The organism is Brevibacillus sp. HB1.2, assembly GCF_013332495.1.
GTDB lineage: Bacteria > Bacillota > Bacilli > Brevibacillales > Brevibacillaceae > Brevibacillus > Brevibacillus porteri.
Window position 1 is genome coordinate 57,116 of sequence record NZ_JABMIU010000016.1, and the last position, 18,223, is coordinate 75,338.

Below are 18,223 nucleotides of genomic sequence, written 5' to 3' on the forward strand. Positions count from 1 at the left end.
CCGTATCGGCCAGCTTTGCTCACTCATTGCCTTCTATTCCCGATGATATTCGTTGTAAACATCTCGTTTGGATACGTTTCGATCATCGGCTGCTTGCTTGATGGCTTCCTTTTTCCCCATGCCTTGTGCGCAGTAATGATCCACGTGCTCCACGATACTCAGCGATTGCCACCATGTATCATCGACTTCCGCTTCCAGTGGTCCTGTGTTCCCTTCGACAATGACACAAAACTCACCGCGCACCTCGCCGCTTCTGAGCCATTCCAGCAGCTCGTCCAACGTCCCACGCACAAATTCCTCGTAGCGCTTTGTCAGCTCTCTTGCCAGGACAGCTCTCCGATTCCCCCACGCCTCCCGCATGGCAGCAAGCGTCTTTTCCACTCGATGAGGAGCTTCATAAAAAATGAGCGTTTCTGGATATCGCTTCAATCGTTCCAGCTCTTCGCGTCTTTCTTTGTTTTCGCGGCCTATAAATCCGCAAAATACGAAGCGATCAGTAGGAAGACCGGAAGCAATCAAAGCTGTCAACGCCGCATTGGCACCTGGAACGGGGATAACAGGAAATCCCGCTGCGGTCGCATCTCGTACCAGCTCCGCACCCGGGTCGGAAATAGCCGGCAAGCCAGCGTCGCTTACCAAGGCAATCTTCTTGCCCTCGGCAAGCCACTGCAACAGCCCATTTCCACTTGCTTCCTTATTATGCTCGTGATAGCTGACCGTACGTTTTTCGATTTGAAAATGATTCAGCAGCTTTCTTGTCTGGCGCGTATCTTCACACGCGATGACATCGACTTCACGCAACGTATTTAGACACCGCACCGTGATATCATCGAGATTGCCGATAGGTGTAGCCACCAAATAAAGGACTCCTGCTTCTTCTGACGCAAAACTGCGTTGCACATTCATTCGGAAGCCCCTCCAATCAATTCTTCTTTTTTCTTGCGCGTTAATCGTTTGATGCTCTCTTCACGCTTGAGACCCCAGGAACGGTCTGCTCCTTCTTCCCAATAGAGCAGCTTCACTGGCCCGCGGCCTCTCGTATACTTGGCACCTTTTCCTTCATTATGAGCAGCCAAGCGGCGGATCAGCTCTGTCGTATATCCAGTGTAGAGTGTCCCATCCGCACAAGACAGGATGTAGACATAGTGACTCTTACTCGAGGGAATCTCGTCTGCCATAATAGATTTCCTGTAGTTCTTCACAGTATTGCTCTCCATTTTCATACACAATCAGCGGCGGCTGAATTCTCAGCTCCGGCTTTCCACCCCTTATTCCCTCGATCAGAACCATATTCGGCTCTGCTTCCTTGCGCGGGTAAACCAGACGCATCCGTTTCGGCTCGATGCCGTATTGGCGCATAAGCGAAATGATGTCGATCAAACGTGTGGATCGATGCACGAGCGCCAGCTTTCCACCGTTTTTTAGCAACTGACTCCCCACGCGAATGACATCCTCCAAGGACAGCATAATCTCATGCCGGGCGATCGCAAAGTGCTCGCTGATGTTTTTCTCCCCGCTCGTCGCAGGCATATACGGCGGATTGCACGTGATCAAATCGAAGTTCCCGTGCCCGAACAACGACACCGCATCCTTCACATCGCCATGATGCATCGTAATTCGTTCGTTCAAACCATTCAACGTCACATTGCGGCTTGCCATGCTGAACAAACGCTCTTGAATTTCGATTCCATCAAAACTGGCTTCTGGCGTACGCGTGGTCATAATGAGTGGTATCGCCCCATTGCCCGTGCACATATCCAATACTTTTCCGCGCTTTGGCACCGATGCGAATCGCGCTAAAAGAACCGCGTCCATCGAAAAGCAAAACACTTCGTGGCTCTGGATTATTTTCATTTCATGTGTCAATAAATCATCGATGCGCTCTGTTTCGTAAAGCGGCACGTTGGTGACAGGTTCCATCTACGGCTCGTACTCCCTTTTGTTCTTGTCTTATTATTCCTATCCGGAAAAAAGCGACCTGACACGTGGCCCAGGTCGCTTTTTCATGTGGTGCTGGTTACTCACCGCTTATTTTTGAGGGCCGCCGCTCAGGAATGAGAGACAGAACAGGCAATCCCCTTCTTTTCGCAGGCTGCCGAAATGCACATTGCAAATATGAAATCCTTCCGCGTACAAACGGGCGAGGTTGTCATATCCTTCTCCGACCACTGCCTTTTTGGCTTTTTCCTTCGCGACAGGGCTTGTTCCCTTTTGTTTTGCTTGGGCGCCGGTCTTTTTCCTGTCTAGTCGGTTGCGAAGGTGCTGGTTTTCAACGAGTAATTGGGCGTTTTCCTCCATCAAAACAACGATGACGTCTTTCAGTTCACCAATTTCTTTATAAAGGTCACCAATACGTTCTTCAATGCTCGCCATCTTGACGAAGATTTCCCGTTTGTCCACTAGCTCACCTCTCCCCTACCCCCACGCTTTATTCAAAGGTGGGGAGACCTATCGCAATCTCATCCAATCCAAATTCGGTGACACGCTTGTCGATTGAAAGCTCTACTTGGACAGATTGATCAAGTACGTTTACGGAAACGACTCGTCCATTTCCCATCGGGGTGGTGACCATTTTGCCAATGTCCGGCATCTCATCCTTCGAGCTTTCATAGTTGTCGTTCTCGTATTTTAAACAGCACATCAACCGGCCGCATAGACCAGAGATTTTGGCTGGATTCAACGAAAGATTTTGGTCCTTGGCCATTTTGATCGAGACAGGCTCGAAATCGCCGAGGAACGTCGAACAGCAAAGCAACCTGCCACAAGGCCCGATCCCGCCAAGCATTTTGGCTTCGTCACGCACACCGATCTGGCGAAGCTCAATTCGGGTACGGAATACGGAAGCGAGGTCTTTTACCAGCTCACGGAAATCAACCCTGCCGTCAGCGGTAAAATAAAAGATAATCTTGTTGCGGTCAAACGTGTATTCCACATCGACCAGCTTCATATCGAGCTTGTGCTCTTTGATCTTCGTCTGACATACAGCAAAAGCATTCTTGGCGGCTTGCTTGTTTTCATCCACCTGTTTTGCATCTCGCTCGTCTGCCATCCGAATGACCTTTTTCAGCGGCAATACGACATCAGACTCAGCTACTTCTTTTTTGCCAATGACGACCTTACCAAACTCGACCCCTCGCGCCGTTTCAACGATGACGGTGCAGTCTTGCTCAATCGGCAGTCGGTCAGGGTCGAAGTAATATATTTTGCCCGCTTTTTTAAAGCGGACCCCAACAACCTCGTACAAGGGTTATCCCTCCTGGAATTGAAGAACCAACCGCTCAAGAGCCAACTGTGCGTTGGCATTTCGCTCTATCCGATTTTTCGTCTCCATGACCAAATCTATCCCACGCAAGAGCTCAGCTTTTGTCCATACCAGTGCTTGTCCTTGCAGCACATCCTGTTGGTCGCTGTTAATGAGATGGGCATGCCTGCCTACTTGCAAATACAGGATATCGCGCAGCCAAAGGATGAGCAAATCTAAAAAGAGGGGTAGTTCCTCTTTACTTTTGTCGCTCTTTTGCAACATATCATGGATCGTTAAGAGTGCAGATGAATTGCGCTGTTTACACTCCTGCACCAATTGTATCACTAGATTTCTTAGCTGTGCAAACGATTCTGATTGGCTGAGTGTCATGGCTTCTTCCACATTTGTCGTAATGTGGGAAGCAACCTGTGCCATTCCCGCTAAAACGCCCTCTGCACGCAACTTTTCCGCAATCAATTCTGCAGAAAGTGGTGAAAATTGAACGATTTGGCATCGAGATAAAATCGTAGGAAGAATCGCATGGCTGTGCTCTGTCAAAAGCAGTGCCAGTACACCGGCGGGCGGTTCCTCCAGAAACTTGAGCAGACTGTTGGCAGCCTGTGTCGTCATTTTATCGACGTGCTCGATGATATATACCTTGCGTGACGACTCGACAGCGCGCATCGCCATTTCTTTTTGCAATGAACGGATCTGGTCGATTTTAATCGAAGCCCCATCAGGCGTAATAAACAACACATCCGGGTGATTGCCACCCTCTATGCGCCTGCATGTAACACAGGCCCCGCAGGCGTCTGCCTCCCTTTCCGAACAAAAAAGGGACTTCGCCAGATGCAGGGCCATCTGCTTTTTACCTGAACCTTTGGGACCCGCCAGCAAGTAGGCGTGTGCCAGTCGTTCGTTGCGCAAACTATGATACAGCAGTTCCTGTGCTCGTGGCTGCTGAGAAAATCGGGTCCATGTCATGATGGTTTCACACCCACTAAAAATACAAATTGATCAACATGCCGCGGATTTCGCCAATCCTGGCTAACAAATCAATCGTTGGTGCTTGCTCGCTCAAGAGCTCATCTGTTAGTTTGAGCAGCTCTGCATCCACTTCTTTGACGATTTTGTACAGCCTGCTACGGCCACGCCGATTCATTCCTCGTCTATCGTCCAAGGCAATGCCAAACTTCACAGCCTCTTCCATGAACTGCTTGACGAGATTTTTATAAGCATAGAAGTCACGAACGGCGCGGGAACGAGCAAGAATCTGTCCCTGCCTGTCTATGTCTGTCAGTAGCCGGGTAAGCTTCTCCTGAGACATACGTTCGTCTTCTCCTTGAATCATCGTGCCAAAATTCAGCTTTTCCAGTTGAGGATTCTTACGTGAATCCGTCGTTTTAATCAAGTCCAGTTTAGGCCGTAACCCATCACTGATTTTCATATCGCCACCTCCGTCGCCCGATCCAATACAGGGTTTATCCCCGTGAGATCAAGTATATACGAAAGTTGCAAAAAAAGAGAGAAGGAACCACTAAAATGAGTGGAACTCTCCGACATCCAATACGAATACTGCCGCACCACCCACCTGTACTTCCAGCGGATATGGCATGAACGAGTCTACAGCATTACTGAGTGGAGAGACGGGAGTGACCATTTGTTTGCGGGATTTGCAATTATGCGCAATGATGTCGATTACTTCCGGCACGCTTTCGTCAGACGTACCGATCAAAAAAGTTGTGTTACCGGCGCGTAAAAAGCTACCCGTACTAGCCAGCTTCGTAGCACGAAAACCTTTTTTCACCAATTGTTGAGACAGACGACCACTGTCTTTATCTTGGACGACCGCAACTACCATTTTCATCGGCTATCACCCTTTCTCCCATGATCCATTCCCAATTTGACTTCTTCATTGTATGAAAAACACGTAGGCTTGGTACGTTATTTCGCTTAAACATATTATACAGCATGTACATCATCCTGCGGTACAGGGAACCTTACAGCTTGATCAAAAGACGACTTTTTGAACAACCATTTATAACCTGTCTAGCAGTGCCTGTAGGGCAGATTGATATACATGTTCCATCGGCTGCTCGGCATCAATCACGACAAAACGTTCTGGGTCGCGTTCCATAACCAGCTGATACCCTTCCCGAACAAGCTCATGGAAACGCATCCCTTCCAGATCGAGACGATTCACTTCGCGTCCACGGGAGGCATTAATCCGCGCCAATCCGATTTCAGGCTGTACATCAAAGAACAAGGTCAATTCCGGCATGCAATCACCAACAGCAAATCGGTTAATCTGGTAGACAGCATCAATGCCCAATCCCCGCGCATGTCCTTGATAGGCAAGACTACTGTCGATAAAACGGTCGCACAGTACCAGCTTGCCCTCTGCCAAAGCAGGTAACACCTTTTCCGCTAAATGCTGGCCACGTGCTGCCGCATACAAGAGAGCCTCGGTTCTTTCATCCATCTGTGTGTGGGCCGGATTCAAAATAATTTCCCGGATTTTTTCGGCGATATCAATTCCACCGGGCTCACGAGTCAAAAGTACATCGACTCCACGCGCCTTCAGCTCTTCGTACAGCTTGGCGATGACGGTGGATTTTCCGGCCCCTTCTCCGCCTTCTATCGTAATAAATCGGCCTTTCTTTCCTGTTGCCACTTCCATACTCCTTCCACCCCTGTTGTAGCAGGCCAGTTGCTTAGATTATCGTAAAACCTGTATCGTTTGTAGCTGGTCGTCCTGTACGCCATGGAATCGCGTTTGTCCTCTCGCCAATTCCTTCAGCATCGTCAGACTTTCTTCATCGATCCGCTCGCCTGGCACCAACACTGGAATCCCTGGCGGATATGGAATCACCATCTCTGCCACAATGCGTCCCAGCGCCTGCTCCAAAAGAATCGACTCCATTGGGCAGTCAACGGCTTCATGCATCGGCAATGCCTGCTCGCGCAAATAATGGGAAGACACAACTCCCGTCAAAAGAACGCGTTCCTCCCCTGGTTTTACTTGTGGCGCCATCGATTCAAAAAGTCTCCACAAAGCGTCCAAGTCACGGGAGGATGTCCCTGTCGAGGCTGCAAGGAGTACATGAGAGTCATCCGCCAGCTCCGAGAAAATCCCGTGCTTTTCCATCCACTTCTGCAACTCAAATCCACTGAATTGGGCTGTTCGCAAATGGAAAAATAGCTTCAACGGGTCAAGCGTAGCGTATACGCTATTCGTGGACAACCGTGGCCAATCCAGCCAGTCCAATCGATCGAGTCGCTCTCGAAACTTGTCCAAAAGTGGCAACAACCTGTTCCACTCTTCGGTCGCCGCAAGCGCCATATGACGTCTGGCTAAATCGAGTGAAGCCATCAGCACATACGACGGGCTGGAAGACTGAAGCATAGCGAGATGACGGAACAACCGTTCACGATCAATCCGCTCCCCCTGAATATGCAACATCGAGGACATCGTCATCGCTGTTCCCATTTTGTGTGTCGATTGGACCGAAGCATCCGCACCTTCCTGCATAGCAGAACGCGGAAAAGCAGGATGAAACCCGTAGTGGGCACCGTGAGCTTCGTCTATCAAAAGCGGTACATCAAACCGATGAACCGTAGCCGCCATTTTCGCCAAATCGATACCCATTCCATAGTAGGTAGGATTCGTCAAAAACACTGCCTTGGCATCGGGGTGTGTAAGCAACGCACGCTCTACATCTTCGCGCCTTACACCCGCAGCGACTCCTGTTGCCAGATCGACGGCAGGTACTAAAAAGATCGGGGTTGCTCTTGCCATCATAATGCCGTTGAATACAGACTTATGGCAATTGCGTTGTACGAGAATCTTGTCACCCGGTCTGCATACCGTCATGATGAGAGCGATATTTCCTACTGTACTTCCCCCGATCAAAAACTTGGTCTGTTCCGCATGGAAGGCTTGCGCCGCCAAATCCTGCGCTTCTGCAATGACACCTTGTGGCTGATGCAGGTCATCTGTCCCGCTAATTTCCGTTACATCCAGCTCCAATATATCTTGAAAGCGATTTTTGGCATGGTTGTCAAAGCTGTGGCCCATTTTATGTCCTGGCACATGAAACGGATGCGGCCGATGCTTGGCGTGCCGTTCAAGCTGTTCATAAAGGGGCGCACGCTTTTGTCGCTCCCGAAATTCAACATCTCTCTCCAACACGCGCGACTCACGTCCTTTATTTTTATTCCCCTATTTTAGCATGATTTGGACACGCATGAGGCCAGCAAAAAAAAGACACCGGAATGCACCGATGCCTTCTTTCTTCACGCATCTTTTCGCAACCAAATGCGTCTCATCTGATGAATAAAAAATGGATACTTTTCATCCTGTACATCGGTATTGACCATTTCCTGTTCGCACCGTTGACAGATAAACTGCTCACAAATGGCGATTCCGTCATTCTGCTCCTGTTCACAGACGATACATCGCTGAGCAACTTTTTCCATAGTGAAAACGCCTGCCCTTTTCCTCAATATATCAACCATTATACCCTATTATAATCAGCATCATTCCCAAACGTTCGTGTTTTCGCCGATAGCTCGGTAGGCTTGGAAGTAGGACTGGGCTTCCTGCACAGGGAAGCAAGCTGCCGCATCAATGACGTAGGACTGCCTCATCGCGTCAACCAGCTCGGGTAACGGCAGCTCTGCAATGGTCGTTCCCGCGGCATTTCCGATCACGAGCAAATCCGCATCCTTTACAGCATCCTGCCACGAATCGTATAGCGTCCAACCCATCATCCTTTTGTTCGGAATTGGCTTGTCCTCTCCGGTGTACACCGCAACGTCTTTTTCAGCCAACCAGTCAGAAGACATATGCTCCCATAGCCAGTCCTCTCCCCAAAGTACGATCCGCTGTATATTCACTTTTTGTAGAACGAGCCTGCACTCTTTTTCAAGCCATCGAACGATGAAGGAAGAGTCTTGACGGGAAGGATAGAGCCATCCCTGACCGATTCGTTTGTCCATACCGAGCGCGCGACTAACTTGTAGCAGAGAAATTCCTTTCTCATCGCAACTGGCACCAAGTTCGATGTAGAACTGCTCCTTCCACGCCAAATAGCGCGGTAATTGCCGAAGCACTTCATCCACCTCACGCATCCCGCATACCATCGATACCAGTGAGTAGCGAGCGAGGTGTTTACAGAGAAACCGCATCCATCTCCCATTGGGTTCCCCTCCAAGCAAAGCACGCTCGTGAGTAAATAACGCCATGCGAATGACCTCATGCTCCCCGGTGTGCTCGTATTGGGCATGTAAAGTATTCGCCCAGTCGTATGGCACGTCGCTTCCGTAGACAAGTGTGAGCCATGGCCCCGTTCCCAGCTGTTGCGTCCTTTCCTGCAAAAGCTTGCCATCAGTCTCTTTTGTCAGTAAAAACCCATCAGCGACTTCATCTGAGGAATCTGTTTGGTAAACAGACAGCTCAATCCCACACGCTCCGAACTCATTGCCGAATCTGTTTACGACCTCCTCTGAAATGACCCATAGCCTCACGCTTTCCTTCCCTCCTCATCACGCCCTACCGAATCAGCTTCCATATCGTTCCTTTTATCCTACCCATAACAACAAGCCGTCAGTCCAGTCATGCTAGACAAACGGCTTGTTTCATTCCTTGTATGAGCTTTCTCAAGATTTGCGACTGTGCGATAATGGAAACGCAGACTTTCATTCATCCAGACCGCTGTAAAAGGAAGTGACTTCTCATGAAGGAAACCGCCGCCCATACGATCTATAGCTACAAGCTACTCCATCGTTTTCGCTGGCGATTCGTCGGCTACCTTTTTCAACTGTTGTTACTAGGCTTGTCCCTTATTTCGCACTCTTTCATACTACAAGTACCCGCTTATACGCTGATTGTGACGTTAGCGATTCTACCTGTAATACCGATCTGTCATTTGGTTTTATTTCGACTGTATGCCCTTCTACGCGGCCATAAGCCAAAGACAACTGCCGATATGCTCGTCTCTCCGTGGTGGGGTGCAGGCTATCCACTTCCCATCCCGCTATCTGTCTATCGGGGCAGTGAGCTCACGGTAATCGTGGGAAGTATGGCGATAGCAGCCGGGGCTTATGTGTGGCTTTCGAAAGGATACGCGCTCACCTTGATCACCGGAACGTTGATCGTTGCGCTGCCACGCCTCCTCGCCCTCCTTGCTTCCTTTCGTCAGCCAGGTCGTAGCCGGGTGAAATACGAGGATCGCGGCGTTGCTTTTTTGCTTACCGATGGATAAGCGAATCGATACACCTTTACATAACCCATAGCTTGATGACAATCAACGCCGCCAATCCAGGCAAGCGGAGAAGTCCGACGAGCAGAGCCGTCACCGGGTTGATCGGGATGTGGAAGTTAGCCAACTCTCCAACCAGATTGGTGAAAAACAGCAATAGTGCGCCAATTACGACTTGCATGATCCCAAATCCAATCCACCTGATTGGGCCCGTGACAGATTTGCTGGCGGCAATCACCAGCAAAATCCCAACTACAATCAGTGCTATAACCCACCCTGTAGTCATCGGCTTTTCCTCCTATGCCTGTTGGCGATTCCTCTCGCGCTTTGCTTGCGCGAGCAAATACATATACCGCTTTTCGGTCACATGCAAATAATAAATGACATCATCCAAACCGCCATCCGGTTCACTGATCTCCACAAGATGGCGAGCATGCTGCCAGTCCATTCGCGCCTGATTGACTGCCACATCCAAGCTCGCTTCATTCCATTCCACCACGAACCGCGCTTTTTTTCTCCACCTACTCACCTGCAAGCTTCCCCCTCAGTGAAAGTAGTAAAGTACTCCTGTCATATTGTTCACTGCATGCAACAAAACAGCTCCCCAAATTGATTGGTACCGATGTCGAACGAATCCGAGTAGAAGTCCAATGACAAAAAGCGGAGCGAACAGAGCGATATCCATATGAAGGAGCCCAAACCAGAAACTGCTCAGGAAGATACCCATAATGGGCCCGATTCTCCGAACCAGATAAGTCTGAATCACGCCGCGAAACAAAATCTCTTCCGCAATCGGAACCAATATGCCAATGACCAGAAGTGAGGTGAGCGCCGCCAAAATATCCGTTTCTTTCGCCTGCACAATCTCTTTTTCGATCAGCTGCTCTCGCTCTGATGACAGAGACAGTCCAAACCAGTCCGCAATTGGGTTCGTCACCACCGCATCCAGCACCAGTGCAATCAAAAGAAACAGAGCAGCGAGCATCAACAGCATCCGGCCTAGTCGTACAGGTCGGCGAACGCCGATTTCCCCCAGTCTTCCACGAAACCACAGCGGAATCAAAATCAACAGGAACAGTTGAAAAATAGCTGATTCCAATATCCCTCCGATCGTACCGGTGGAAAAGAAGGTACCTTCCAGTAAAAACCCATACAACAGTAGTACGCCTGTTTGAAACACATGCAGCCAAGCAACAATATGCAGTACATCATTCCCTGTGAGTTCGTCATATTGCCATAGCCATGACGTCTTCTGCCGTCTTTCTCGGAGCAAGCTCACAATAAAACCAACGGTCGCAATGAAGCTAAATACCGTCACTGCAAATGCAAGTAATCCTAGCCATACCTCCGGTTGCCCGATGGTGGTAGCGACCCACTTTCCGTCTTCCCCCTTGTGAAAACGTATCATGGATAGCTCCGCAGCAAACATGAGCCAATACCCAATAAACAGCATGATCGCCCATGGAGTGGACTTTTGTCGCCGTATCCCACTCGCAAGCGACAGTCCTGGTCCTGTCAGCATCTCCTCACGCTCCTATTTCACTGTATGTCTCGTCCATTCAAAAAAGTCCGGCATTTCTATCAGGATTGCAAAGCTTTTATCTGTGCTTCTGCTACTTGCTTGAGATATTCATTGCGCGTCCGCAAAAACCGCGTCATATACGCCTCCAAGAACAACCAATCCGCGAGCTTCCCCAAAATACCCAGCGGAGATGTGTAGTCAAAAATATCGATCATCCTCGTCTGATTCTCCGTTATCGGAATGAACTCATGCGTGTGATGAAACCGTTTGAATGCGCCAGAAACCATCTCATCCACGAAATAGCGCGGTTCCTCCATCTCTGTGATTTTCACCGTCAAATTCTGCTTGATACCGAAGTGAATGGCTTCCCAGGTAACCGTCTCCCCCAGGTTTATCAGTCCGCTCGTTACTCCCCCAATCGCTTTCTCCTTTGTGCTGGCGGTCGATTCCATATGCAAATCAATGCTTCTGGCAGCATCGAAGCAGTCCTGTCGCGGAGCATCTATCAAAAACTCCATACGAATAACCGGCATACTGCATCCTCCTCTCGAAACGAAAAAAAGACAGGCAGCCCCCGTCTTCTTTTCGTTTCGACTTTTTCAATTTCCTTACAGGTCGCGTCTGCCTTCCAATGCTTTGGTCAGCGTGACTTCATCGGCGTACTCCAAATCTCCACCGACTGGCAAGCCGTGCGCGATACGCGTCACGCGAATGCCAAAAGGTTTAATCAGCCGGGAAATGTACATCGCTGTCGCTTCCCCTTCGATATTCGGATTGGTCGCCAAAATGACTTCCTTCACCTGCTCGTCACCGAGGCGCTTCAACAGGTCGGGAATGCGAATATCCTCCGGACCGATCCCATCCATAGGAGAAATCGCCCCGTGCAAAACGTGATAATACCCTTCAAACTCTCTCGTCTTCTCCATCGCTACGACGTCTCGCGGCTCTTGCACCACACAGATGACTGAGCCGTCACGACGTTTGTCCCGACAAATATGGCATGGATCGAGATCGGTAATATTGTTGCAGACCGAGCAGTAATGAAGCTGACGCTTGGCATTAACCAATGCTTTTGCCAGATCAAGCACGTCGTCCTCTTTCATATTGAGCACAAAAAAGGCAAGCCGCCCAGCCGTTTTTGGACCAATGCCGGGCAATTTCATAAAACCATCAATGAGCTTTGAGACCGGTTCTGGATAAAACATCGCCTACTCCTCTTTTCCTGCCCAATTTTTAGAACAGGCCTGGGATGTTCATGCCTCCGGTAAATTTACCCATTTCCTTACCTACCATTTCATCTGCTTTGCGCAGTGCATCGTTCACAGCAGTGAGCACCAGGTCTTGCAGCATTTCTACATCTTCAGGGTCTACTACTTCTGGCTTGATCACGATGTCTTTAATTTGCTTATGTCCATCGATTTTCACAGTGATAGCACCGCCACCAGCAGAGCCTTCCACGATTCTCTCTTTCAAGCCTTCTTGCGCTTTTTGCATATCTTCCTGCATTTTTTTCACTTGCTTCATCATTTGTTGCATTTGCTGCATGTTTTTCATTGAGGTATCCTCCCTAAATGGTTATGAGTGTATGATTTAGTCTTTGACTTCAACAAGACCTTCTCCGACGAGCTTGATGGCTTCCGCCAAAAACGGGTCCTCTTCTGGCTCATCAGAAGCGTCTTTTTGACCAACCTGCTGGTCTACACTTTGCCACTCTTCCTCCATGACAGACAAGAGCTGCAGGGGCTTGCCCAGCACCGTAGACATAACGCGCTCGATCACGCTCCGAAGCTCTGCCTCCATCGTCTTATCGCAATGGATGGCACTGTTGAAGGTTACGACAACAGCATCATTGCCGGCAGCTACCGGTTGACCATTGACTAGCCAAGCCTGGTACTGGATCTTGATCTTTTTCAGTTCAGTCAAAATTTGACTCCACTGCCCGCGCACCTGTCTCGCCAAATTCTCATCCATGGCCTTCGCGACTTCCCTGACTCTATTCATCGGGGTTCGTGAACCACCAGAAGCCGCGGCTATGCGCCTTGGCTCGTTCTTGCGCGTTTCTTCGGCCTTTTGTTGGCCGGGAATGCTCACCTGACCTTGCATCACTTGAACCAAACGCTCTTCCAAAACGCGGATGCGATTGGACATCGCGGTCAGTTCCTCGCTATTAACGGGTGAGGCTCCCATAGATTCCGTCGCATTCGCATTCGCATTAGGCTGGCACATTTTGGCAAGGGTCAGTTCAACTAACACCCTTGCATAGGTCGACCATTTTAACTGCGACAAAGCCTGATTGCAGGTCTCAATCGCTGCGTAAAGCACCGGAAACGAGTACAGCTTTGCAACCTCTGCAAACTGATCATCAATCATGGTCCGCTCGACAATCTCTTCCAACTGCGGCGCTGTCTTCAATAACAGCATATCGCGGTAATAGTAGAGGAAATCGTGCAGGAACTGCTCCGGGTCCTTCCCTTGCACCATGACTTTATCAAATTGCTCCATGACCTGTGCAACATCGTTTTCGGCAATATGTCGCGCAAGCACAGAAAAGTAAGATTGGGCAACTGTGCCCGTAATCTGCATAATATCACTAGCACGAACCTCGTCCTTGCTATAGCTAATCGCTTGGTCCAACAAGCTAAGAGCATCACGGGCTCCACCTTCAGCCATCTTCGCTACGAGCTGCAGGGCCTGCTCCTCCACCTGCACCCCTTGTGATTGGCAAATCTTTTGCAAGAGATCGACCATCACTCTCAGTGGAATTCGGTGAAAATCAAAGCGCTGGCAACGAGAGATAATCGTCGCTGGCAGCTTGTGCGGCTCTGTTGTCGCCAAAATAAAAATGACGTGGGACGGCGGCTCTTCGAGGGTTTTTAACAAAGCGTTAAATGCCTCTGTCGTCAGCATATGCACCTCATCGATGATGTACACTTTATACCTGACGTCGCTCGGGGCAAATTTCACTTTGTCGCGAATGTCGCGGATCTCTTCAACACCACGGTTGGATGCCGCGTCGATTTCCAGCACATCCGTTACAGAACCGTTGGAGATGGCTCTACACGTATCGCATTGATTGCATGGTTCGCCATCTATGGGCTGCTCGCAGTTCACTGCTTTCGCCATAATTTTGGCTGCACTTGTTTTTCCCGTACCTCGGGGACCGTTGAATAAATAGGCATGGGACAGCCTATTTTCGCGTAAAGCATTACGCAAGGTTGTCGTAACATGCTCTTGTCCGACTACGTCTTGAAAAGTCTGCGGTCGGTATACGCGGTATAGCGCGGTATAAGCCATGTTCGTGTGACACTCCCCATCTGCACAGTCCTCTTCTATATCCTATTCAGTATACACGATTGCCACCGTTCGTACAAAGTGAACGGACATGTCTCACAGAAAAACGCCCCGTTCACAATTGTGCGGGACGCATTCTGCTCCTAATACGGTAGCATGATATGGAAGGTCGTCCCAAACCCTTTGGAGGAGACACGGATTTGACCGCCAATATCGTGAATGATTTTTTGGCAGACAGACAATCCGAGCCCTGTCCCTTCCTCTTTTGTCGTAAAAAACGGATCAAAAATCTTATCAATAATGTAAAGCGGGATGCCCGGACCTGTATCGTGAATATCGATACTCACTTTGTCGCCACTCTGATCGAAATGATGGGAAATCCGAAGCGACCCTTGCTCTCCCATTGCTTCTATTCCGTTTTTGCATATATTAATGAACACTTGCTTCAATAGCTCGGTATCCCCGACGACCATCGGAAGCTTACCCCGAGAGGCAAACTGGACATCAATTCCGTACAGATTCGCCTGTGACTCGACGATCGGCAAAATTTCCTCAAAAACAGTATTTAAGTCGACCATAGAATATTGAATATTACGCGGCTTGCTCAATAATAGGAATTCACTGACTAAAGAATTGATGCGATTGATTTCGGTGAGCATGATTTCGGTGTACGTTTTCTCCCTGTCCATGCCGCTGTCACCGAATAATCTGAGGAACATTTGCAGAAATCCTTTGATTGAGGTAAGCGGATTGCGAATCTCGTGTGCTGTACCAGCAGCAATTTGCCCGATCATCGCCAAGCGTTCATTCCGCTCGAGCTTTTGAGCGAAGGATCGAAGGTTTGTTATGTCTTTGAAAAGAATAAACGCCCCTACTGTTTTCCCTGACTCGTCTTGGAGCGTATTTGCGTCGACAATCAGCTCATAGCGTTGGTTGTCATTGGTCCAGGAAGTCGCGACATTTTGCAGCTTTACGCCTTCCAACAGTTCTTTTTTAATGAACCGATGCGGTTCGGGGATGCCGCTAAATACTTGATCAACGTGTTTATTGATGACGTCCAGTCTCTCCATACCCAGTAGCTTGCACGCCGTCTGACTGGCTTCGATAATGATCGATTTCTCGTCGAGGATAAACAAGCCCATGCTTGTATCATAGGTCAGTTTGGTCAGCAATCGTTGCGACAAAAGCTGGTCGCTTTCTTTTGCGAGTTGGGGAAAATGGATCATGTACAGAAGTTCTTCTGCTTGCTGTGCCATGATCATGACAGATGTGCTCCTGCATCCCCCCTGTTTATCACACCATTCCAGTTCGACCTCGCCTTTGGTTCCCACTTCTTCTTCCTTTCGCAAATATTCCTCATACAGGTGCTCCATGGAACCTCGATGGGGAAGAAGAGAGCTGATAGGCTGATTGATAAGTTGATCGCGTGAATATCCGGTTACACGAAGCAGTTGTTCGTTGACCTCCACGATACTACCCGCTTGATTCACCAATAAAACGGCAGTAGGCAGTTGATGCATGAACCGCTGCAATCGACCGGACGAGCCAACGAGATGTAACGAAGAAAGAGCACTCATAGCTTGTCCCTCCTGGCCTATGACGTATTTTGAAAGGAAAGAAACCAAATCCTTTCCGCCTATTATGAAAATTCGTGAAAATACTCATAAAAACCTTCATTCTATCCACTTGAAAAGCACGGAAATGTTTCGCTAGTTATCGTCAATTTCCAACAAAAAATAAATGGATCGCAAAATAAAAATAGCATGCTTCCCTTCGGAAACATGCTATCTGTACATGCGTGATAAGTACCGTGCACCTATCTTCGATAATCCTTATCCGAGCGTTACTTATGGTAGCAGCTCAGAGCAGGCTACCCTGCGGCACACGCGATGATCCACTTATGGCTGCTTCCTTCCGGACCTGACCAGGTTCATGGGTTCGCGTTGCACAGGACCCGCTCCTCAACACCGCCGCCATAAGGCAGCCTCACATAAGAAAACCTAGGATAGGAATTCAACCCTGCTATTGCGGATTGCAGGTTACAGGGCACCGCAACCTCCCCGTCTAGCACGGTAGAACTAGAATACCAAAGTTAGTAACCGATAGCAAGGAGTAAACCTATCCAGTGCTAGGAAATCTCTCTATCCTTACTAACTCTTCCCTTACAATCCGCCGATTGTATAATCTGAATAGCTCCATCCTCAAAAGCCTTCTTAAAAATCGAAACAATGGAGGGGTCGAACTGAGTTCCTTCACATCGCAGAATTTCTTCGTATGCCTCTTCTGCTGACGTGGCTTTGCGATAGGAACGCGTAGAAGTCATGGCATCAAATGTATCTGCTACAGCCAGAATACGGCCAATCAGTGGAATTTCTCCCCCTTTGAGCTGATCAGGGTAACCTTTTCCATCCCAGCGCTCATGATGATGCCTTACCCCTGAACTGATATGTGACAGATTTTCTATCTGCTCCACAATTTCTCCACTGATGATGGAATGAGTTTTCATGCATTCATACTCGTCAGGTGATAGCTTTCCTGTTTTTAAAAGGACGTGATCAGGAATGGCTACTTTTCCGATATCATGCATTAAGCCAGCATAACGTAAATCATCTCGTGAAAAGGCAAGCTGCTCCTGTTGCTGTAAATAATCGTAAATGATAAGGGCATAGTGCGTAACTCGTTCTGTATGTCCTGCTGTATAAGGGTCCTTCATCTCTACGGCTAAATAAAAGCTGCGAACGATTTGATCCAAGCTCTGTTGGGAATACTCCCGCTCTCGAGTAATTAATGCATGCATCTGTTCTGCCATCGTGTTGAACTTATTCTCCAGTAACGTTATTTCTTTCATCCCCTGTATCGGGACGCGTATGGAAAAATCACCTTTCAACATCGAGTCCGTGGCGGATACCAAGCTATAGATCGGCTCACCAATCCATTTTGATAAACGATGAGCCACATAACAGGCAAATAAAACAACAATAAAAAGGGTGAAACAAAAGATGAGGTTCAATCGTTGTAATCGTTCGTTTATCCCCTCTCTCGGCAACCATTCAAAATAAGCACCACCGCTTTTTTCTGATACTTGACGGTATACGTAAATGTCCTTGCCTTGGATGAGCAACGAAAAGAGGCCATTTTCATTGGATTGTTCCCACTGACTGCGTGCCATTTCATAATGAGGAAGCGCCGAAACATGATTTCCAATCATAGCTTTATCGGTGTGAATCATAATGGTTCGGGAGGGGGAAAGGACCATCATGCCATACTCTTTTGGAACCACATAGGTACGGATCCAGTCAGTCAGTTTATCCAGATTGATTTCCACCAATAAAAGTCCCGTAGCTTTTGGATTCGAACTCTCCAGGCGCTTATCGAGAAAAAATGATCTTGGGCGCTCCTCTTGCTCCCTTTTGGTAAGAAAATCCACCCTGTTTTCTCCGGCTCCCCATTGCTCTCGTTCCATAAATTGATTATCCGCACTCCAGCTCTTATCTTCGTGTAATGAGAAAACCCTTCCATCCTCACCGAGAAAAACAATATTTCCTACCACGTTTTGGTTGCGGGAGAAACGCTCGAATAGATTTTGGACTTGTTCCTCCGATGTCCACTCACGCCGAAAGCCATTCTTCTTTCCTTCGTCAAAAGATGGTTCCTCTGTGATACGCATGGCCAGTCTATTCGCCAATTCATCGGTATCCTTTTGGATAGACTGAAAAAGGGACAAAAGCCGTTCATCGACGAGCCCTATATTCGCATCCATGTTCGTCTTGTATAGTTCAAACACTGCCTCTGTGGACTGATCATAAAAAAGGAAGCAAACAAGAATAGTTGGTCCTAGAATCAACAATAAAAATGTAGAAAATAATCGATCCCTCCACTTCTGGTACACAAGCCTCCCCCTTT

22 protein-coding genes and 1 other RNA gene are annotated in these 18,223 nt (G+C 48.6%); 1 reads left to right on the forward strand and 22 read right to left on the reverse strand.

Features of this window, described 5'->3' with window-relative positions:
* Nucleotides 1-33: 33 nt before the first annotated feature.
* The 12 genes from rsmI to HPY28_RS25905 all read right to left on the reverse strand — a co-directional run bounded on the left by rsmI (nucleotide 34) and on the right by HPY28_RS25905 (nucleotide 8,773).
* Entirely contained in the window at nucleotides 34-906 is an 873-nt protein-coding gene (gene rsmI, locus HPY28_RS25850; RefSeq protein WP_017246929.1) for a 16S rRNA (cytidine(1402)-2'-O)-methyltransferase, read from the reverse strand.
* On the reverse strand, nucleotides 903-1,178 hold the full coding sequence (locus tag HPY28_RS25855; RefSeq protein ID WP_069852557.1) for a GIY-YIG nuclease family protein: 276 nt from the start codon (nucleotides 1,176-1,178) through the stop codon (nucleotides 903-905). Before HPY28_RS25855 ends, rsmI begins: the two co-directional genes overlap by 4 nt.
* The gene (locus HPY28_RS25860) at nucleotides 1,153-1,920 is read right to left on the reverse strand and encodes a tRNA1(Val) (adenine(37)-N6)-methyltransferase (RefSeq protein ID WP_017246927.1); all 768 of its coding nucleotides are present in this window, start codon (nucleotides 1,918-1,920) and stop codon (nucleotides 1,153-1,155) included. The genes HPY28_RS25855 and HPY28_RS25860 overlap by 26 nt, the downstream gene beginning before the upstream one ends.
* 108 nt (nucleotides 1,921-2,028) lie before the next feature.
* Nucleotides 2,029-2,400, reverse strand: a complete 372-nt coding sequence (yabA, locus tag HPY28_RS25865) for a DNA replication initiation control protein YabA (protein WP_017246926.1) — start codon at nucleotides 2,398-2,400, stop codon at nucleotides 2,029-2,031.
* Between the two features lie 28 nt (nucleotides 2,401-2,428).
* Nucleotides 2,429-3,244: a PSP1 domain-containing protein gene (locus HPY28_RS25870; protein ID WP_017246925.1), complete on the reverse strand. Its 816-nt coding sequence runs from the start codon at nucleotides 3,242-3,244 to the stop codon at nucleotides 2,429-2,431.
* Nucleotides 3,245-3,247: 3 nt separating this feature from the next.
* A complete protein-coding gene (gene holB, locus HPY28_RS25875; RefSeq protein WP_069852552.1) occupies nucleotides 3,248-4,228 on the reverse strand; it encodes a DNA polymerase III subunit delta' in 981 nt (326 codons plus the stop codon).
* 16 nt (nucleotides 4,229-4,244) lie between these two features.
* The gene (locus HPY28_RS25880) at nucleotides 4,245-4,691 is read right to left on the reverse strand and encodes a YaaR family protein (protein ID WP_007719898.1); all 447 of its coding nucleotides are present in this window, start codon (nucleotides 4,689-4,691) and stop codon (nucleotides 4,245-4,247) included.
* A gap of 90 nt (nucleotides 4,692-4,781) precedes the next feature.
* Nucleotides 4,782-5,111, reverse strand: coding sequence for a cyclic-di-AMP receptor (locus HPY28_RS25885; protein ID WP_007719896.1), 330 nt, complete (start codon nucleotides 5,109-5,111; stop codon nucleotides 4,782-4,784).
* A 171-nt stretch (nucleotides 5,112-5,282) separates the two neighbouring features.
* Complete coding sequence (tmk, locus tag HPY28_RS25890) at nucleotides 5,283-5,924, reverse strand: dTMP kinase (RefSeq protein ID WP_017246923.1); 642 nt, start codon at nucleotides 5,922-5,924, stop codon at nucleotides 5,283-5,285.
* Nucleotides 5,925-5,963: 39 nt separating this feature from the next.
* Nucleotides 5,964-7,436 carry an aminotransferase class I/II-fold pyridoxal phosphate-dependent enzyme gene (locus tag HPY28_RS25895; RefSeq protein WP_174231693.1) on the reverse strand — a complete coding sequence of 491 codons (1,473 nt, stop codon included), beginning with the start codon at nucleotides 7,434-7,436 and terminating at the stop codon, nucleotides 5,964-5,966.
* Nucleotides 7,437-7,540: 104 nt separating this feature from the next.
* A complete protein-coding gene (locus HPY28_RS25900; RefSeq protein ID WP_007719893.1) occupies nucleotides 7,541-7,723 on the reverse strand; it encodes a sigma factor G inhibitor Gin in 183 nt (60 codons plus the stop codon).
* 60 nt (nucleotides 7,724-7,783) lie between these two features.
* Entirely contained in the window at nucleotides 7,784-8,773 is a 990-nt protein-coding gene (locus tag HPY28_RS25905; RefSeq protein WP_174226445.1) for a hypothetical protein, read from the reverse strand.
* A gap of 209 nt (nucleotides 8,774-8,982) precedes the next feature.
* On the opposite strand from HPY28_RS25905, the gene HPY28_RS25910 reads away from it, so the two are divergent.
* The gene (locus tag HPY28_RS25910; RefSeq protein WP_174226444.1) at nucleotides 8,983-9,510 is read left to right on the forward strand and encodes a hypothetical protein; all 528 of its coding nucleotides are present in this window, start codon (nucleotides 8,983-8,985) and stop codon (nucleotides 9,508-9,510) included.
* A gap of 16 nt (nucleotides 9,511-9,526) precedes the next feature.
* Here HPY28_RS25910 and HPY28_RS25915 read toward each other — a convergent pair whose 3' ends face one another.
* The 10 genes from HPY28_RS25915 to HPY28_RS25960 form a co-directional block, all read right to left on the reverse strand.
* Nucleotides 9,527-9,793 carry a pro-sigmaK processing inhibitor BofA family protein gene (locus tag HPY28_RS25915; protein ID WP_007719887.1) on the reverse strand — a complete coding sequence of 89 codons (267 nt, stop codon included), beginning with the start codon at nucleotides 9,791-9,793 and terminating at the stop codon, nucleotides 9,527-9,529.
* A gap of 12 nt (nucleotides 9,794-9,805) precedes the next feature.
* The gene (locus HPY28_RS25920; protein WP_012683849.1) at nucleotides 9,806-10,036 is read right to left on the reverse strand and encodes a DUF2508 family protein; all 231 of its coding nucleotides are present in this window, start codon (nucleotides 10,034-10,036) and stop codon (nucleotides 9,806-9,808) included.
* Nucleotides 10,037-10,051: 15 nt separating this feature from the next.
* Nucleotides 10,052-11,029: a CPBP family intramembrane glutamic endopeptidase gene (locus HPY28_RS25925; RefSeq protein WP_069852540.1), complete on the reverse strand. Its 978-nt coding sequence runs from the start codon at nucleotides 11,027-11,029 to the stop codon at nucleotides 10,052-10,054.
* A gap of 59 nt (nucleotides 11,030-11,088) precedes the next feature.
* Nucleotides 11,089-11,562, reverse strand: a complete 474-nt coding sequence (locus HPY28_RS25930; RefSeq protein WP_106836613.1) for an SRPBCC family protein — start codon at nucleotides 11,560-11,562, stop codon at nucleotides 11,089-11,091.
* Nucleotides 11,563-11,637: 75 nt separating this feature from the next.
* Nucleotides 11,638-12,234 (reverse strand): recombination mediator RecR, encoded by a 597-nt coding sequence (gene recR / locus HPY28_RS25935; RefSeq protein ID WP_017246916.1) that lies wholly within the window; start codon nucleotides 12,232-12,234, stop codon nucleotides 11,638-11,640.
* A gap of 28 nt (nucleotides 12,235-12,262) precedes the next feature.
* On the reverse strand, nucleotides 12,263-12,574 hold the full coding sequence (locus tag HPY28_RS25940; RefSeq protein ID WP_026042919.1) for a YbaB/EbfC family nucleoid-associated protein: 312 nt from the start codon (nucleotides 12,572-12,574) through the stop codon (nucleotides 12,263-12,265).
* A gap of 45 nt (nucleotides 12,575-12,619) precedes the next feature.
* On the reverse strand, nucleotides 12,620-14,323 hold the full coding sequence (dnaX, locus tag HPY28_RS25945) for a DNA polymerase III subunit gamma/tau (RefSeq protein WP_017246914.1): 1,704 nt from the start codon (nucleotides 14,321-14,323) through the stop codon (nucleotides 12,620-12,622).
* A gap of 140 nt (nucleotides 14,324-14,463) precedes the next feature.
* Entirely contained in the window at nucleotides 14,464-15,897 is a 1,434-nt protein-coding gene (locus HPY28_RS25950) for a PAS domain-containing sensor histidine kinase (protein ID WP_174231694.1), read from the reverse strand.
* Nucleotides 15,898-16,128: 231 nt separating this feature from the next.
* Nucleotides 16,129-16,393, reverse strand: an RNA gene (gene ffs, locus HPY28_RS25955) — signal recognition particle sRNA large type.
* Between the two features lie 55 nt (nucleotides 16,394-16,448).
* Nucleotides 16,449-18,209 (reverse strand): HD domain-containing phosphohydrolase, encoded by a 1,761-nt coding sequence (locus HPY28_RS25960; RefSeq protein ID WP_174231695.1) that lies wholly within the window; start codon nucleotides 18,207-18,209, stop codon nucleotides 16,449-16,451.
* Nucleotides 18,210-18,223 lie beyond the last annotated feature (14 nt).

Bases quoted from the DNA above. Each gene is read 5' to 3' on its own strand.
- tmk (WP_017246923.1), bottom strand. From the start codon at position 5,924: ATGGAAGTGGCAACAGGAAAGAAAGGCCGATTTATTACGATAGAAGGC.
- HPY28_RS25940 (WP_026042919.1), bottom strand. From the start codon at position 12,574: ATGCAGCAAATGCAACAAATGATGAAGCAAGTGAAAAAAATGCAGGAA.
- holB (WP_069852552.1), bottom strand. From the start codon at position 4,228: ATGACATGGACCCGATTTTCTCAGCAGCCACGAGCACAGGAACTGCTG.
- HPY28_RS25885 (WP_007719896.1), bottom strand. From the start codon at position 5,111: ATGAAAATGGTAGTTGCGGTCGTCCAAGATAAAGACAGTGGTCGTCTG.
- HPY28_RS25950 (WP_174231694.1), bottom strand. From the start codon at position 15,897: ATGAGTGCTCTTTCTTCGTTACATCTCGTTGGCTCGTCCGGTCGATTG.
- HPY28_RS25880 (WP_007719898.1), bottom strand. From the start codon at position 4,691: ATGAAAATCAGTGATGGGTTACGGCCTAAACTGGACTTGATTAAAACG.
- HPY28_RS25925 (WP_069852540.1), bottom strand. From the start codon at position 11,029: ATGCTGACAGGACCAGGACTGTCGCTTGCGAGTGGGATACGGCGACAA.
- HPY28_RS25910 (WP_174226444.1), top strand. From the start codon at position 8,983: ATGAAGGAAACCGCCGCCCATACGATCTATAGCTACAAGCTACTCCAT.
- HPY28_RS25915 (WP_007719887.1), bottom strand. From the start codon at position 9,793: ATGACTACAGGGTGGGTTATAGCACTGATTGTAGTTGGGATTTTGCTG.
- dnaX (WP_017246914.1), bottom strand. From the start codon at position 14,323: ATGGCTTATACCGCGCTATACCGCGTATACCGACCGCAGACTTTTCAA.
- HPY28_RS25860 (WP_017246927.1), bottom strand. From the start codon at position 1,920: ATGGAACCTGTCACCAACGTGCCGCTTTACGAAACAGAGCGCATCGAT.
- rsmI (WP_017246929.1), bottom strand. From the start codon at position 906: ATGAATGTGCAACGCAGTTTTGCGTCAGAAGAAGCAGGAGTCCTTTAT.
- HPY28_RS25855 (WP_069852557.1), bottom strand. From the start codon at position 1,178: ATGGCAGACGAGATTCCCTCGAGTAAGAGTCACTATGTCTACATCCTG.
- HPY28_RS25900 (WP_007719893.1), bottom strand. From the start codon at position 7,723: ATGGAAAAAGTTGCTCAGCGATGTATCGTCTGTGAACAGGAGCAGAAT.
- recR (WP_017246916.1), bottom strand. From the start codon at position 12,234: ATGTTTTATCCAGAACCGGTCTCAAAGCTCATTGATGGTTTTATGAAA.
- HPY28_RS25930 (WP_106836613.1), bottom strand. From the start codon at position 11,562: ATGCCGGTTATTCGTATGGAGTTTTTGATAGATGCTCCGCGACAGGAC.